The sequence below is a fragment of the Amaricoccus sp. genome (assembly GCF_017993425.1).
In the GTDB taxonomy this organism is placed as follows: Bacteria; Pseudomonadota; Alphaproteobacteria; order Rhodobacterales; family Rhodobacteraceae; genus Amaricoccus.
The window spans coordinates 1-14733 of sequence record NZ_JAGOMQ010000066.1; the positions used below are offsets into that span (position 1 = coordinate 1).

Annotated in this window: 12 protein-coding genes; 5 read left to right on the plus strand and 7 right to left on the minus strand. The window is 71.2% G+C overall.

All coding sequences use genetic code 11. The annotated features are described in order from the left end of the window. Positions 1 to 248: 248 nt before the first annotated feature. Both KBB57_RS19075 and KBB57_RS19080 read right to left on the minus strand, forming a co-directional pair. A complete protein-coding gene (locus KBB57_RS19075) occupies positions 249 to 1556 on the minus strand; it encodes an NAD(P)/FAD-dependent oxidoreductase (RefSeq protein ID WP_290753721.1) in 1308 nt (435 codons plus the stop codon). A gap of 97 nt (positions 1557 to 1653) precedes the next feature. Continuing rightward, positions 1654 to 2919 carry a D-amino acid dehydrogenase gene (locus KBB57_RS19080; protein WP_290753723.1) on the minus strand — a complete coding sequence of 422 codons (1266 nt, stop codon included), beginning with the start codon at positions 2917 to 2919 and terminating at the stop codon, positions 1654 to 1656. A 772-nt stretch (positions 2920 to 3691) separates the two neighbouring features. On the opposite strand from KBB57_RS19080, the gene KBB57_RS19085 reads away from it, so the two are divergent. From KBB57_RS19085 to KBB57_RS19105, 5 genes are all read left to right on the plus strand, one after another. Continuing rightward, complete coding sequence (locus KBB57_RS19085; protein ID WP_290753727.1) at positions 3692 to 4594, plus strand: co-chaperone YbbN; 903 nt, start codon at positions 3692 to 3694, stop codon at positions 4592 to 4594. 23 nt (positions 4595 to 4617) lie between these two features. Next, entirely contained in the window at positions 4618 to 5298 is a 681-nt protein-coding gene (locus tag KBB57_RS19090; protein ID WP_290753730.1) for an LON peptidase substrate-binding domain-containing protein, read from the plus strand. Between the two features lie 73 nt (positions 5299 to 5371). After that, a complete protein-coding gene (locus tag KBB57_RS19095) occupies positions 5372 to 5569 on the plus strand; it encodes a Trm112 family protein (protein WP_290753732.1) in 198 nt (65 codons plus the stop codon). A 112-nt stretch (positions 5570 to 5681) separates the two neighbouring features. Next, on the plus strand, positions 5682 to 7211 hold the full coding sequence (locus KBB57_RS19100) for a hypothetical protein (RefSeq protein ID WP_290753735.1): 1530 nt from the start codon (positions 5682 to 5684) through the stop codon (positions 7209 to 7211). Positions 7212 to 7421: 210 nt separating this feature from the next. Then, positions 7422 to 8732: an MFS transporter gene (locus KBB57_RS19105; protein ID WP_290753738.1), complete on the plus strand. Its 1311-nt coding sequence runs from the start codon at positions 7422 to 7424 to the stop codon at positions 8730 to 8732. Between the two features lie 19 nt (positions 8733 to 8751). Here the strand turns inward: KBB57_RS19105 and KBB57_RS19110 are convergent, their stop codons facing one another. The 5 genes from KBB57_RS19110 to KBB57_RS19130 form a co-directional block, all read right to left on the minus strand. Further along, on the minus strand, positions 8752 to 9240 hold the full coding sequence (locus tag KBB57_RS19110; RefSeq protein WP_290753751.1) for a CoA-binding protein: 489 nt from the start codon (positions 9238 to 9240) through the stop codon (positions 8752 to 8754). A 157-nt stretch (positions 9241 to 9397) separates the two neighbouring features. Then, a complete protein-coding gene (locus KBB57_RS19115; protein ID WP_290753741.1) occupies positions 9398 to 10198 on the minus strand; it encodes an RNA methyltransferase in 801 nt (266 codons plus the stop codon). Between the two features lie 126 nt (positions 10199 to 10324). After that, on the minus strand, positions 10325 to 11503 hold the full coding sequence (gene folE2 / locus KBB57_RS19120) for a GTP cyclohydrolase FolE2 (RefSeq protein WP_290753743.1): 1179 nt from the start codon (positions 11501 to 11503) through the stop codon (positions 10325 to 10327). A 52-nt stretch (positions 11504 to 11555) separates the two neighbouring features. Then, on the minus strand, positions 11556 to 12758 hold the full coding sequence (metZ, locus tag KBB57_RS19125; RefSeq protein WP_290753745.1) for an O-succinylhomoserine sulfhydrylase: 1203 nt from the start codon (positions 12756 to 12758) through the stop codon (positions 11556 to 11558). Between the two features lie 681 nt (positions 12759 to 13439). Then, positions 13440 to 14618: a hypothetical protein gene (locus KBB57_RS19130; RefSeq protein WP_290753748.1), complete on the minus strand. Its 1179-nt coding sequence runs from the start codon at positions 14616 to 14618 to the stop codon at positions 13440 to 13442. Positions 14619 to 14733: the final 115 nt, after the last annotated feature.

Consider the following 14733-nt stretch of genomic DNA (forward strand, 5'->3'; position numbering starts at 1 on the left):
ACATGGCCCCGTAGCGTCCGGGAGAGGGCGGCGACGGCTCGGTGAGACATGGGACGATCCTTGCAAGGGAGTCGTCCAGTAGAATCCAACCAGCCGCCCTCAGCCAGCACTGTGTCGTGTAGTGTGGCCACCACCTATCTCGACGCCATCCTCGCATCACACCCCCTCTGACTTGGATTCGGAGCCCTGACCACGACCCGAGGGGTCGCGGCGACGCGGGTCCTTCGACCCCGTTGGAGCGCAGGCTCTCAGGTTGGTCGGGAAGCGGGGCGGGCCGGCTCGTGGAGCATGTACTGCGCCTCGGGGCGCAGGGTCTCGCGCTGGGTGATCAGCCGGGCGCTGTGGCCGCCGCTGAGGAAGGACCAGAGCCAGCTGATGGCGACGGTCAGGCGGCTGCGGGCGCCGATCAGGAAGTAGATGTGGGCGACGCCCCAGATCCACCACGCCGGCCAGCCGGTCAGCTGGACGCGGCCGAAGTCGATCACCGCGGCGCTGCGGCCGACGGTGGCGAGGTTGCCGAGGTGGCGGTAGGCGAAGGGAGGGGGCGCGGGGCGGCCGGCGAGGCGGGCGCGGATCACCCTGGCGACGTAGGCGCCCTGCTGCTTGGCGGCGGGGGCGACGCCGGGGACCGGCTTGCCGTCGACGACGACATGGGCGGTGTCGCCGATCACGAAGACGTCCCTGTGGCCGGGGGCGGTGAGGTCGGGCTCGACGAGGACGCGGCCCGCGCGGTCGGCGGGGACGTCGAGCCAGCGCGCCGCCTCGGAGGCCTGCACGCCGGCGGCCCAGATCACCGTGCGGGCGGGCAGGGGCTCGTCGCCGATGCGGATGCCGGCGTCGTCGCAGGCGGTCACCGGCGCGCCGCAGCGGACCTCGGCGCCGAGGCGGGTGAGCGCGGCGGTGGCGTAGGCCGAGAGCTTCTCGGGGAAGACCGGCAGGACGCGGGGGCCGGCCTCGACGAGGATCACGCGGCTCTCGCGGGTGTCGATGTGGCGGAACTCCTTCGGCAGGGTCTTCTGGGCGAGCTCGGCGATGATGCCGGTCAGCTCCACCCCGGTCGGGCCGCCGCCGATGACGCAGAAGGTCATCAGGGCGCGCCGCCGCTCGGGGTCGGGCTCGCGCTCGGCCTGCTCGAAGGCGAGGAGCAGGCGGCGGCGGATGGTGGTGGCGTCCTCGAGCGTCTTGAGGCCGGGGGCGGAGGGCTCCCATTCGTCGTGGCCGAAATAGGCGTGGCGGGCGCCGGTGGCGAGGACCAGGGTGTCGTAGGGGACCTCGCCGGCGTCGGTCAGCAGGACGCGGCGGCGGGCGAGGTCGACGCCGGCGACGCGGCCGAGGAGCGTGGTGACCTCGGGGCGGTTGCGGAACAGCCGGCGGATCGGCCAGGCGATCTCGGAGGCGGCGAGCAGCGTCGTCGCCACCTGGTAGAGCAGCGGCTGGAACAGGTGGTGGTTGCGCTGGTCGATGACGGTGATCGTCACCGGCGCGCCGCGCAGGTCGTGGGCGAGCTTCAGCCCGGCGAAGCCGGCGCCGACGATGACGACGTGGTGCGCGCTCACGCGACCCTCCTCCTGCATCGGGCGGCGACGGGGCGCCGCTCGCCGACGCATAAGGGCTCGCGGGCGGGGGAGCCAGCGCCGCGGCGCGCCCCGGGGCTCAGGCGGGGGAGGGGGCGTAGCGGTCGAGCCCGAGCGGGCGGGCGTCGATCGCCGGGGCGCGGCCCGAGACGAGGTCGGCGAGGACGGCGCCGGAGCCGCAGGCCATGGTCCAGCCGAGGGTGCCGTGGCCGGTGTTGAGCCAGAGGTTCGCATACCGCGCCCGCCCGATCACCGGCGGGCCGTCGGGCGTCATCGGGCGGTGGCCGGCCCAGAACGAGCCCTTGGTCGCGTCGCCGCCGCCGGCGTAGAAGTCGGTGACGACGTGCTCGAGGGTGGCGCGGCGGCTGGGGTGGAGGGCGGGCGAGTAGCCGTCGAGCTCGGCCATGCCGCCGACGCGGATGCGGTCGCCGAGGCGGGTGATGGCGACCTTGTGGTATTCGTCCATCACGGTCGATTCCGGGGCGCCGGTCGGGTCGGCGATCGGCACGGTCAGCGAGTAGCCCTTGACCGGGTAGACCGGCAGGTCGATCCCGTGCGGCCTGAGGAGCAGGGGCGAGTAGCTGCCGAGGGCGACGACGAAGGCGTCGCCGGTCACCGGGCCGGCGGCGGTCTCGACGGCCGCCACCCGGTCGCCCTCGGCGCGGAGGCCGGCGACGGCGACGCCGTAGCGGAAGTCGACGCCGCGGGCGGCGGCGAGGGCGCGGAGGGCGCCGGTGAACTTGAAGCAGTCGCCGGTCTCGTCGCCGGGGAGCCGCAGGCCGCCGACGAACTTCTCGCGGACGCGGGCCAGCGCCGGCTCGACGCGGATGCAGCCCTCGACGTCGAGGACCTCGTGGGGGACGCCGAGGTCGGCGAGGACGTGGACGTCCTTGGCGGAGCCGGCGAGCAGCTTCTCCGTGCGGAAAAGCTGGAGGGTGCCCTGCATCCGCTCGTCGTAGGAGATGCCGGTCTCGGCGCGGAGCGCCCTCAGCATGTCGCGGCTGTATTCGGCGACCGGGACCATGCGGCTCTTGTTCACCTCGTAGGACGCCGCGTTGCAGTTCCGGAGCATGGCGATGCCGAAGCGCCAGAAGGCGGGGTCGAGGCTCGGGCGCAGGAAGAGCGGGCTGTGCTTCATGAAGAGCCAGCGGATCGCCTTGACCGGGATGCCGGGCGCGGCCCAGGGCGAGGCGTAGCCGGGCGAGACCTCCCCGGCGTTGGCGAAGCTCGTCTCCAGCGCCGGGCCGCCCTGGCGGTCGAGGACGACGACCTCGTGCCCGGCCCCCGCGAGATACCAGGCGCTGGTCACGCCGATCACGCCGCTGCCGAGGATGACGATCTTCATGGGGCGAAGCTCCTGTTCCCGCGCCCCCATGTTGCTGCGGCGACCGCCGCCGGGCAAGGAGGGGGCGCTGGCGGGGGCCGGCCTGATCCGGCCGGGGAGCGGTGGGGGCGCGCGCACACCCGGGATTTCCGGGCCGCGTGCGGGGTGTTCACGCGTGAATATTCGGCAAGTCATTGATTTTACTTGAGGCGGATGTGTGAACGCCGCCGCCGTCCACACTGCACGACAGTGGAGAGGAAGCCCGGCCCGAGGCTGGCCGCGACGTCGACGCCAGACGGATTTGACCCGTGGCAAATCCGTCCGCGATCGCCCCTGCGGGGGGCGAGCGCGTTGCCGCGCTCGCCGGGGCGATCACGGACGGATGGCGCGCTTCCGGAGAAATCTGCGCCCCTCACGGCTTCCGCGCCAACGCGCTCCAGCCGTCGGCGCGGCGAAAGCCATGCTTTCGCCTGTCGCGCCGGGCCTCGCGGGCAAGCCCGCTTCGGTCGCTCCGTGCTCGCGCGCGCCCCGTGGATCCAGCAGGGCAGACAGGTGTCGTGCAGTGTGCGCCGCCGTCCCCGTCCGAACGGCTCCGCGTCGAGCGGGTTGACATGTGCATGTCGACCTGCGGGCGCCGTCGCGAGGCGGGACGGCGCCGCAGGCTCCTTCGCCGCCGCCGCTGTCGTGGGGCGTGGAGGCTCGCCCGGCCGGAGTTGGATCGGGCGGGAATGCGCTTGACGGGCGGAGGGCGCTGCACCACCTAGGCCGCGAACGGGACGGAGGCGGGGACGCCATGGAACTGAATGCGGCGGCGACGAAGGATCCGGGGCTGATCAAGGACGGCACCGACCAGAGCTTCATGGCGGACGTGGTTCAGGCCTCGATGGAGGTCCCGGTCATCGTCGACTTCTGGGCGCCCTGGTGCGGGCCCTGCAAGCAGCTCGGGCCGGCGCTGGAGAAGGCGGTGACCGACGCGAAGGGCAAGGTCCGGCTCGTCAAGGTCGACGTCGACAGGAACCCGGCGATCGCCGGGCAGCTGCGCGTGCAGTCGATCCCGGCGGTCTTCGCCTTTCTCGGTGGGCAGCCCGTCGACGGCTTCATGGGGGCGCAGTCGGCCTCCCAGATCAAGGCCTTCGTCGACCGGCTGATCGCGGCGGCGGGGCCGGCCGCGGGCGTCGAGGAGGCGCTCGACGCGGCGGACGAGATGCTGGCCGAGGGCGCGGTGGCCGACGCGGCGCAGACCTACGCGGCGATCCTCGCCGAGGACGAGACGAGCCTGCGCGCCGTGGCCGGGCTCGCCCGCACCCACCTCGCCATGGGCGATTTCGAGAAGGCGCGCGGCGTGCTGGAGCTGACGCGGAAGGGCAAGGAGAACGACGCGCTGATCGCGGCGGCGCGGGCGCAGATCGAGCTTGCCGAGGCGGCGGGCGACGCCGGCGAGGCGGGCGAGCTGGCGGCCAGGGTCGCGAAGGACCCGGACGACCACCAGGCCCGGTTCGACCTCGCCGCGGCGGAGCTGGCGCGCGGCGACGCCGAGGCGGCGATCGAGGGGCTGCTGGAGCTCTTCCGCCGCGACCGCGAGTGGAACGACGGCGCCGCCAAGGCGCAGCTCTTCAAGGTCTTCGACAGCCTCGGGCCGAAGTCCGAGGCGGCGGCGCGGGGGCGGCGGCGGCTGTCCTCGATGATCTTCGCCTGATCACGCGCGATCCCGAGGGGGCCATGGCCCGCACGTTCAGCCTCGCCGACCTGCCGGAGAGCGTTCCGATCTTCCCGCTCCCCGGCGCGCTGCTGCTGCCGCGGGCGCGGCTGCCGCTCAACATCTTCGAGCCGCGCTACCTCGCGATGCTCGAGGACGCGCTCAAGACCCCGCACCGGCTGATCGGGATGATCCAGCCGGTGGGGACGCCCGAAGGAAAAGGCGAAGGGAAGGGCGAGGCGAAGGGCGGCGAGCGGCTGCATCGCATCGGCTGCGCGGGGCGGGTGACGGCGCTGCAGGAGACCGAGGACGGGCGCTATCTCATCACGCTCTCCGGGGTGAGCCGCTTCCGCCTCGCCGGCGAGGTGGAGGGCTTCGCGCCCTACCGGCGGGCGGAGGTCGACTGGTCGGGCTTCGAGCGCGACCTCGGGCGGAGCGAGACCTGCGAGCCGTTCGACCGCGCCGCGTTCCTCGACGTGCTGGCGCGGTTCTTCGACGCGGCGCAGCTCTCGTCGGACTGGGACAGCCTCAAGGGGGCGGACGCCGAGCTGCTGGTCAACTCGCTCTCCATCCTCTGCCCGTTCGATCCGGAGGAGAAGCAGGCGCTGCTCGAGGCGCCGACGCTCGAGGAGCGGCGGCGGACCTTGGTGACGCTGATGGAGTTCGCCCTGCGCTCCGGCGGCGACGATGGGGCGCTGCAATGAGCCGGGCGGGTGCCTATCACGCGTGTGAAGTGGGTATTTGGTTGATTTCACGGGATATTTCGGAGTCTAGCTCATGAGCGAGGAGACCGGGGAGCCGCGGGTCGAGATCGACCGCCGGTTGCTTGAGCTGCTGGTCTGCCCGGTGACGCGCGGCCCGCTCGTCTACGACGCCGAGCGGGGCGAGCTGGTCTCGAAGCGGGCGAAGCTCGCCTTTCCGGTGCATGACGGGATCCCGGTGCTGCTCGTCGACGAGGCGCGCCGGCTGGACTGATCGCGGAGGCGTCGATTCTAGGCGCCGCGCGTGTCGTATTCCGACAGCAATGCTAATCCGAAGGTGGCACAATGGTCGGCATTGGTTCTCCTTTCTTGCCTAGGTGCCGGGAATGCCGAAGACTGAGGATCTTGAGCCGCCGCTCGATGGTCCGATTGAAAGTCTAAAGGATTACCGTGCAACATATCAGACTTACGCGTCCTCCTTGGCTGGAAATTCCATTGTATTCGCTGGGTTCGTTGCCGTTCTATTCGCGATATTTGGATTCTTTCTGCAATATCAAATATTTGAGCAGAAAGCCGCTCGCGTCGCCCTGATCCAGAGCGAATTTGATAAAGCAATCTCTAAAAGTGATCAAAGCCGACAAACAGCGCTAAACAAGAGGCTTGAGGAGCTTAATGAGGAAATTAAGCAAATAAAGAGTAAAGAGATTTCTGTATCTCTTCTGGGCACTAGCGTGCCGTCCAAGGTCGGAATTGCTACTGTTCTTTTTTCCGGATTTGCGGTGGTGTGGCTGGTGCGCCTAAGGGGTGAGCGGCGAAGACTTCGTATCTTGATTGGGGGATTTGTCGGGGCATCTGCCAGCGTAGGCCGAGGAGGTGCGTACCTCGGCGACGCGTCTGCCTGGCTTGCGCCAATCGGGCCGATTGAGCGTCACGAGATACTGAACCCTCGCGACTGTTCCCATGCTGATGCGCTTCGTGCGGTGGGTTGGACGACCGCAGACCATCAACGCGCGTCGGCCACGATGGGAGCCGTGGCGATAGCATTTATCGTATCTCTTGTGTGCAATGCCTACGTTGCCATCGCGACAACGGACGCCATGGCCGTAGGATATGAGATAACGACGCCGTGGATGGGAGATTTCTCTGCATACGTCTCTATCGCGGCCGTGCTTCTCTGCGCGCTTCTCCTTTTGGACGAGTTCGTGCAGGGCGGGGGCGTCCGGCCCGACCTGCGACGTCGCGGTGTGGCGCTCGGAACCCTTGCTTCGCTCACAGCGGTTGGCGCCGCGGTGCTTTGGAGGGAAGGTGTTCTTTCCCGGAACTCGGGGTCTTCGGCGCGCGGGGTGACAAGCGCTCCACGATATTTAAGCGCATCTGCCAAGAAGCATAGAGAAATCGCGCAGGACGAAAGACGGATGGTTGTATCTGGTGCCACTAAAAGATTCTTGTCTGCGGAAAATAGAAAATATAAAGATGATGTAATTCAAACAGATGTTATCTCTGAATCAATCGCCATCCATTTCGTGGATAAATCAATCGTGCTCGGGATGGGAGTTAGGGAGCGCACTTCTGAAGCAATATCAGTGCTGTTCGCGAAGGTTATCGCGGATACAAGTAGAGCTCGCGCGGCAAGAAAGTCTGTGCTTCCGTTGCGAATAGCTGACCTCTGTGCGGGGCTTTGCGCTCGATCGGACGACCACAGGCGCCTGAGCGAGTTGATAGCCGTGTTCGAACGGTTCCCACTCGAAAAGCAGGCCCGGGATCGTGTCGTCCGCTGGAAGGATCCCAACTCAAAATGGGCGAAAAGTTGGAGGGCAGAGAATAAAAGGTGGAGCCATCCGACCGAACTCGCTCGCGAGGGCTCCAGCGGGAGCCCGCGCGAACAGCGCCGGATCGATATTATACAGGCATCTTGACGTTGCCGTCCACTTTAGCGAAGGTTCGGCAATCATTGATTGACGTCTTCTAACGTAAGATGCGCCTCCAGGCGGGATGCGGGTTCAAATCCCGCCGTCGGTCAATGTCTTCAAAACGTCCGCATTTCTTTTGAGTCCCCGCATCTCGCTGGACAGGCGGCGCTGCGGTCGCTAACTCCGTTCGGCGACGCAGTATCCCGGGGGCTGGCGATGCGGATGTCCTTCGACGAGGCGCTGGAGACGGCGGGCACGGGGGCGTTCCAGCGGCGGCTCCTCGGGATCTTCGGGCTCGTGTGGGCGGCGGACGCGATGCAGGTGCTCGCGGTCGGCTTCACCGCCGGCTCGATCGCCCGGAGCTTCGGGCTGACCGTGCCGCAGGCGTTGCAGACCGGCACGATGCTGTTCTTCGGGATGCTGATCGGGGCGACGCTGTTCGGGCGGCTCGCCGACCGCTACGGGCGGCGCAACGTGCTGATCTGGACGGTGGCGGGGGACGCGGTCTTCGGCCTGCTGTCGGTGTTCGCACCGAGCTTTCCGCTGCTTCTCGCGGCGCGGTTCCTGACCGGGATCGCGGTCGGCGGCACGCTGCCGGTGGACTATGCGATGATGGCGGAGTTCCTGCCGGCGCGGAACCGCGGGCGCTGGCTGGTGGTGCTCGAAGGCTTCTGGGCGGTCGGCACGGTCGCCGTCGCGCTGGTGGCGTGGTGGGCGGCGACGGCGGGGGCCGCGGAGCCCTGGCGCTGGATCTTCGCCGCCACCGCCGCGCCGGCCTTCGTCGGGTTCTTCCTGCGGATGCGGCTGCCGGAGAGCCCGCTCTACCTGCTGAACGCCGGCCGGGCGGACGAGGCGCGGGCGGTGGTGGACCGGCTGCTGGTCGCCAACGGCAAGCCGGCGCTCGGGGCCGGGGTCGAGCTGACCCATGCCGCGACGGCGCCGGGGGGCAGCCTGTTCACGCCGGAGCTGCGGCGGCGGAGCCTGATGATCCTCGCGGTGTGGTTCCTCGTGTCGCTCGCCTATTACGGGGTGTTCGTCTGGGTCCCGGCGAAGCTCGCCGCCGACGGGTTCGGCTTCGTGCGCGGCTTCGGCTTCCTGGTGCTGGTGGCGCTGGCGCAGCTGCCCGGCTACGCGCTCGCCGCCTATGGGGTGGAGCGGTGGGGGCGCAAGCCGACGCTGATCGGGTTCCTGCTGCTGAGCGCGGCGGGGTGCCTGATGTTCACCTTCGCCGGCAGCTCCGGCATGGTCGCGGTGGCGCTGCTCCTGATGAGCTTCGCGCTGCTCGGGACCTGGGGCGGGCTCTACGCCTATACGCCGGAGCTCTACCCGACCGGCAAGCGCGCCACGGGGATGGGGGCGGCCGGGGCGATGGCGCGGCTCGGGGCGCTGCTCGCGCCCTCGGCGCTGGGGCTGCTGTTCGTGCAGAGCTTCGCGGGGACGATCGGCTTCTTCGCCGTCCTGCTCGTGGCCGGCGCGGCCGCGACGGCGATGATCGACGTGGAGACCCGGGCGCGGGCGCTGGCCTGAGGCCCTCCGAGGGCGGGGGTCAGAGCCGCGAGGAGATCATTCCCGTGGCGAAGCCGCCCATGCGCAGCTCGCCGTGGAGGCGCTGGTACTCGATCTTCGGGCAGCGATCCATCACTACCGTCAGCCCGGCGGCGCGGGCGCGGGCGGCGGCGGCCTCGTCGACGACGCCGATCTGCATCCAGATGGTGCTGAGGCCGCGGTCGAGGAGGTGGGCGAGCGCCTCGTCGACGACCCTACCGGCCTCGTTGGAGCGGCGGAAGATGTCGACCATGTCGATCGGCCCGAGGGCCTCGGGGAGGCTCGCGAGGTCCGGATGGACCGTCTCGCCGAGCAGGGTCTCGCCGGAATAGGCGGGGTTGACCGGGATGACGCGGAAGCCCTTCAGCCGCAGGTAGCGCGCGACGTAGAAGGAGGGGCGGATCTCGTTCTTGGAGACGCCCACCACGGCGATGGTGCGGGTGCGGGCGAAGATGGCGCGGAGCGCGGCGTCGTCGGGGCCGGCGGCCATCATGCGCTCCGCGTCGAAAAAAGCGCCCGGCATATACCGGGCGCACAGTCGGAACGAGGGACAGTGAGATGAAGCAGGGCAGTTCCAATCCGTCTGCTTCGTCTCACAAGTGGGTAACGCGGCCTCCCCGGAAAAGGTTCCGCCGGAAAACGTGATCTCATCTGGGGCTCTCCTGGGGCCGGGCGCGGGCCGCCGCGTAGAGGGCGACGGCGGCGGCGTTCGAGACGTTGAGCGAGCCGAAGCCGCCGGAAGCGGGGATGCGGGCGAGGCGGTCGCAGAGCTTGCCGGTGAGCTCGCGCAGGCCCGCCCCCTCGGCGCCGAGGGCGAGGGCGAGGGGGCGCCCGCGGCCGGCGTCGATGGCCGGCTCCAGCGCCGTCTCGGCGGCGCCGTCGAGGCCGACGACAAAGTAGCCCATCTCGCGCAGCGCGCCGATGGCGGCGGCGAGGTTCGGGGGACGCAGGTAGGGCTGGCGCTCCAGCGCGCCGGAGGCGGCCTTGGCGAGGGCGCCGGTCTCGGGCGCGGAGTGGCGGGCCGGGGCGATGACCGCGCGGGCGCCGAAGACCTCGGCCGAGCGCAGGACCGCGCCGACGTTGTGGGGGTCGGTCACCCGGTCGAGGAGCACGACGACCGGCGTGTCGCCGCGGGGCGCGCAGCGCTCGGAGACCGAGCCCCAGTCGAGGGGCGCCGCCTCGAGCGCCGCGCCCTGATGGACGGATTGCGGATCGAGGGGCGCGGGGAAGCGGCGCGGGTCGGCGATCTCCGGGGCGATCCCGGCGGCCTCGATCGCCTCTGCGAGCCGCTCGGCGGCGTTGCGGGTGACGATCAGGCGCCGGCGCTCGCGGGCGGGGTTGGCGAGGGCGTCGCGGACGGCGTGGAGCCCGAAGAGCCACACCGTCTCGGCGGGCGCGCTGCGACGCGCCCGGTCCCGGTCGATGGCCCAGTCCGGCTTCCTGCCCAAGCGCGTGCCTCTCCGTATGCCCGGAGATTGCCGCCCTCCGGCGCCGGGCGCAAGCCGGGGTCGCGGGCGTTCGCGCGCACGGGCGCGGTCGGGCGTTGGCGCGGTCGGCGTTCGCGCGGAGCGCGGTCAGCCGACGTGGCGCAGCGTGTCGAAGAGGCGGGGGTCGTAGCTCGCCTGGCGGAAGGTCTCGCCGCGGGTCAGGATCGACACCGCGTCGTGGCTGTGCAGCGATTCCTGGTGGCTGGCGATCACCCGGAAGTCGCCGATGCGCGGTTCCGCCTCCAGCCCGGCGCAGAGCAGGCGCACCGCGTCCTCGACGAAGACCGGGTTGGCGCCGTTCAGCTCGGCGAAGGCCTGCTCGTCCTCGCGCTTGACCATCACCTGCGTCTCGGTCGGGATCGCGCGGTTGCAGAGGGCGACGAGATCCTCGAACCACAGGCGCTCCGCGCCCGCGAGCTCGACGGAGACCCGCGCCACCGAGCGCTGCGCGTGCGGGGTGGCGAGCTGGCCGCGGGTGGCGCGGGCGTGCTCGGCGAGCTCCAGCGAGCAGGGGCAGGTCGAGGAGTAGACGTAGTCGAGATGCACGATCCGCTGCGCGCGGCCGCGCTCGCGGATCATCTCCAGCGCGACCTCGTAGTACTGCCAGCCCTCCAGCCCGCTGCGGAGCGCGCGGCGCAGCATCGGGTAGCGCAGGCGCATCTGGATGCGGGCGTCGAAGGCGCCGAGGTCGGCCGCGTAGCTGTCGAGCACCGCGCCGATCACCTCGAAGGAGAACGAGGTCTCGGCGTGCTTGTAGAACGACCGGATGATCCGGCTCATGTTGATGCCGCGCCGGTCGGCCTCCAGCGACACCGATCCGGTCACCGCCGTCTCCAGCGTCAGCTCGCCGCCCTCGCGGGCGTGGAAGCGCACCGGCAGGCGGAAGTTGGCGATGCCGACGTGCTGGATCCCGGCCCGCGCCCCGCGGATGCCGCTGGCCGGGCCGTTCTGCAGGTCGGGCAGGGTGGCGATATAGGCGGCGTCGGCGGCGAACCCCTCCGGGTAGACGCGCGACAGCGGCTGCGCCGTGGGCAGGGGCGCGTTTGCCGGGCGTGGAAGCGTGTCGACGGCCGCCGCGGGCGGGAGGGCGTCGATCGCCGCGGCGGGGGGAAGCGTGCCGATCGCCGCGACGGGCGGCGAGGGCGCGTCGATCGCCGGGGCGGCGGGAGGGGCGCCGATCGCCACAGGCGGCGGGGGCGCGTCGGCCGCCGCGGGCGGAAGGGGGTCGATCGCCGCTGCGAGGGGCGGGCGGGTCTCGATCGTCATGGGCTCGCCTTCCTTTGGACCGCCGTCGGGGCGGAACCGGGAGAAAGGCGTTTCAGAGGGCGGCGTCAAGGGCGCGGCGCAGGTCCGCGGTCAGGTCGGCGGCGTCCTCGAGGCCGACGGAGAGCCGCACCAGCCCGTCGGAGATGCCGAGCCCGGCGCGCTGGTCGGGGGTCAGGCGCTGGTGGGTCGTGGTCGCGGGATGGGTGACCAGCGACTTCGCGTCGCCGAGGTTGTTGGAGATCAGCACGATCTCCAGCGCGTTCAGGAAGCGGAACGCCGCCGCCTTGCCGCCGCGGAGGTCGAGGGAGAGCATCGTGCCGCCAGTCTCCATCTGCCGGGCGGAGAGCGCGTGCTGCGGGTGGTCGGGGAGGCCGGGATAGATCAGCCGGGCGAGCGCCGGGTGGCCCTGCAGCGCCGCGGCGATCGAGGCGGCGGCCGCGGCCTGCGCCCGCACCCGCAGGTCGAGGGTCTCCAGCCCCTTGAGCAGCACCCAGGCGTTGAAGGGGCTCAGCGCGCCGCCGGTGTGCTTGAGGAAGGGCTCCAGCACGCCGCGGACGAAGTCGCGGGTCCCGAGGACCACGCCGCCGAGGCAGCGGCCCTGGCCGTCGATGTGCTTGGTGGCGGAGTAGATCACCACGTCGGCGCCGAGATCGAGGCTGCGCTGGAAGACCGGCGTGGCGAAGACGTTGTCGACGACGACGAGCGCCCCTTGCGCGTGGGCGAGGGCGGCGACGCCGGCGATGTCGATCACCTCCAGCGTCGGGTTGGAGATCGACTCGAGGAAGACCAGCTTCGTCTCCGGGCGGATCGCCGCCTGCCAGGCGGCGAGGTCGGCGCCGTCGACGAAGCTCACCTCGACGCCGAAGCGCGGCAGCAGGGTCTCGACGATGTAGAGGCAGGAGCCGAAGAGCGCCTTGGCCGAGACGATGTGGTCGCCCGCCTTCAGCGCCGCGAAGAGGGCGCCGTGGACGGCCGCCATGCCGCTCGCGGTGGCGAAGGCGTCCTCGGCGCCTTCGAGGGCGGCCATGCGCTCCTCGAACATCCGCACGGTCGGGTTGCCGTAGCGGGCGTAGATGAACTCGTCCTCGCCGGCCTTGATGAACCGCGCCTCGGCCGCCTCGGCGGAGGGGTAGACGAAGCTCTGGGTGAGGTAGATCGCCTCGGAGGTCTCGGCGAAGCTGCTGCGCCGGGTGCCGGCATGGACCAGCCGGGTTCTCGGGCTCCAGCCCGCGCTCGTGGCCTTCTCGTCCCGCACGGCGCATGCCCTCCGACGGCGTCTCGTTCCGGCCGCGGCCATACGCTCGGGCGCCGGGCGGGTCAATGCCGGGCCCCGCTGCGGGGCCGTGCGGGCGGGGTCGGTGGATTTCCGGGAGAGCGGCGGCGAGAAGATGTCGCTCAGTGCGGCAGGGGTCAAGCGGTTGATGTTGAATAGAAAGTTGGTAATTTGTTGCGCGGGGATTTGGGCCAGCCGTGGGCGCGATGCAGCCGCGCCGGCGGGGGCTGGGCGCCCCGGCTTGGAGCCGGCAATCGGGTCGGGTCGAAGGCGGAGTGGGCGCGGCGCTGTCGCGTCCGGGCGGGCCGGAGCGAGGAAGGGGCGGCGCGTCGCTTCCGGGGTGGCTTTCCGTTCCAGGACCGGAGGGCCGGTTGGCGTCAGACGAGGCGTGTGCAGGCCGCGAAAAGCAGGGTTGTGGGAACGCATCAGTACGATGTTCCGAATTGCGTGCAAATATATTTCGAAATATTTTGAATATGAACGGTGAAAATCATTGCATCGTTGTCAGCGCCGCATTTCGCGGCGCCGTGCGACTCACTTCGAGGTTCCGCCGTCCCCGCACTTGCCGCTCCGCGTCGAGCCGGGAGACATGCGCATGTCTCCCGGCGGGCGCCGTCGCGGGATGGACGTTTCCGCTCGGGAGAACCCTCGCGGCCGGGCGCCTCAGCGCAGGGCGCGGCGGAAGGCGGCGGGGTCGAAGGCGGCGCCGGGGCGGTAGATGGCGCGGTCGAGGAGCGCCGCCGCCTCGGTCGCGTCGGGGCGCGTCGCGGCGAGGAGGCGGCGGAGCGTCAGGAGGTCGCCGTCGCGGGCGGCGCGGCGCATCCTGAGGCGCAGGAGCGGCGACCAGCGGCGGAGGAGGCGGCGCAGGCCGTCGCGGGTGGCGTCGGGGGTTCCGCGGGCGAGGGTGATCGCCGCGCCGGCCCCCAGTCCGGCGAGGAGGGAGGCCGCGCCGGCGAGGCGGGCGGCGGCGTCGAAGCGGCCGGTCTGCACCTGGTTCGAGTAGAAGCTCGCGTAGCCGATCGGCAGGGGCGGGATCTCGAGCGCGTCCATCCGGCGCGTGGCGGCGTTGAAGTAGGGGATGGTCACCGGCGGGATCACCCCCGGCTCGCCGGTCTCGGGGCGGAACTGCCAGGTCCAGACCGCCTCGGCGACCGGGCCGTCGGTGGTGAGGACGAGGCGGCGCTCCACCGGGGCGGCGAAGGTGATGAGCCAGGGCTCGGAGACGACGGGGCGCGGCGGCAGCGCCTCGGGCAGGGCGCCGAGGGCGCGCAGCGTGACGCGGCGGATCACCGTCTCGCCGTCCTGGAGGCGCGAGGGGTCGGTGGAGAGCTCCTGCGTCAGCGTCGCCTTCTCGGCGACCCAGCGCCAGCCGTGGCCGTCCTGGGCCGGGCCGGCGCCGACCGCGACGGCGTCGCCGGCGACGGCGCCAGGGAAGGCCCCGACGGAGAGGGTGAGGGGGGGCGCGGTGACCACGCGCTCCTGTCGGCGGCTGGTCTCGTCGATGATGGTGAGCTCGTGGGTGGCGGGGCCGAAGTGGAGGAGGCCGGGGCGTTTGGGCACGATGGCGAGCTCGCGCTCCATGACGATCCAGCTCTTGCCGTCGATCAGCTCCTCCTTCCAGTGGTCGGGGGCGGTCTGCACCCAGTCGAAGCTGTCGGAGGGGGCGATGGTCAGGTCCTCGAGCGCGATCTTGCGGTCGTAGACGGCGCGCAGGGTGACGGGGACCATCTCGCCGGCGACGACGCCGCCATGGGCCGGGTGGGGGACGAAGCTCAGGGTCAGGCTCTCGGCCGCCGCCGGGCCGGCGAGGGCGAGGGCGAGGAGGGTGGCGCGGATCAGCATGGGGCGGGCTCCCCGGCGCCGGCGGGCGGGAGGGCGGGGCGCGGGTGCGCGCGGGCGGCGTGGGCGAGGGCGTCGGGGAGGGGGGATCCGGATCGCCGGACGGTCGGGGCGAGCG

Bases quoted from the DNA above. Each gene is read 5' to 3' on its own strand.
- KBB57_RS19095 (WP_290753732.1), top strand. From the start codon at position 5,372: ATGAGCGAGGAGACCGGGGAGCCGCGGGTCGAGATCGACCGCCGGTTG.
- KBB57_RS19080 (WP_290753723.1), bottom strand. From the start codon at position 2,919: ATGAAGATCGTCATCCTCGGCAGCGGCGTGATCGGCGTGACCAGCGCC.
- KBB57_RS19085 (WP_290753727.1), top strand. From the start codon at position 3,692: ATGGAACTGAATGCGGCGGCGACGAAGGATCCGGGGCTGATCAAGGAC.
- KBB57_RS19110 (WP_290753751.1), bottom strand. From the start codon at position 9,240: ATGGCCGCCGGCCCCGACGACGCCGCGCTCCGCGCCATCTTCGCCCGC.
- KBB57_RS19090 (WP_290753730.1), top strand. From the start codon at position 4,618: ATGGCCCGCACGTTCAGCCTCGCCGACCTGCCGGAGAGCGTTCCGATC.
- KBB57_RS19130 (WP_290753748.1), bottom strand. From the start codon at position 14,618: ATGCTGATCCGCGCCACCCTCCTCGCCCTCGCCCTCGCCGGCCCGGCG.
- KBB57_RS19105 (WP_290753738.1), top strand. From the start codon at position 7,422: ATGCGGATGTCCTTCGACGAGGCGCTGGAGACGGCGGGCACGGGGGCG.
- folE2 (WP_290753743.1), bottom strand. From the start codon at position 11,503: ATGACGATCGAGACCCGCCCGCCCCTCGCAGCGGCGATCGACCCCCTT.
- KBB57_RS19100 (WP_290753735.1), top strand. From the start codon at position 5,682: ATGCCGAAGACTGAGGATCTTGAGCCGCCGCTCGATGGTCCGATTGAA.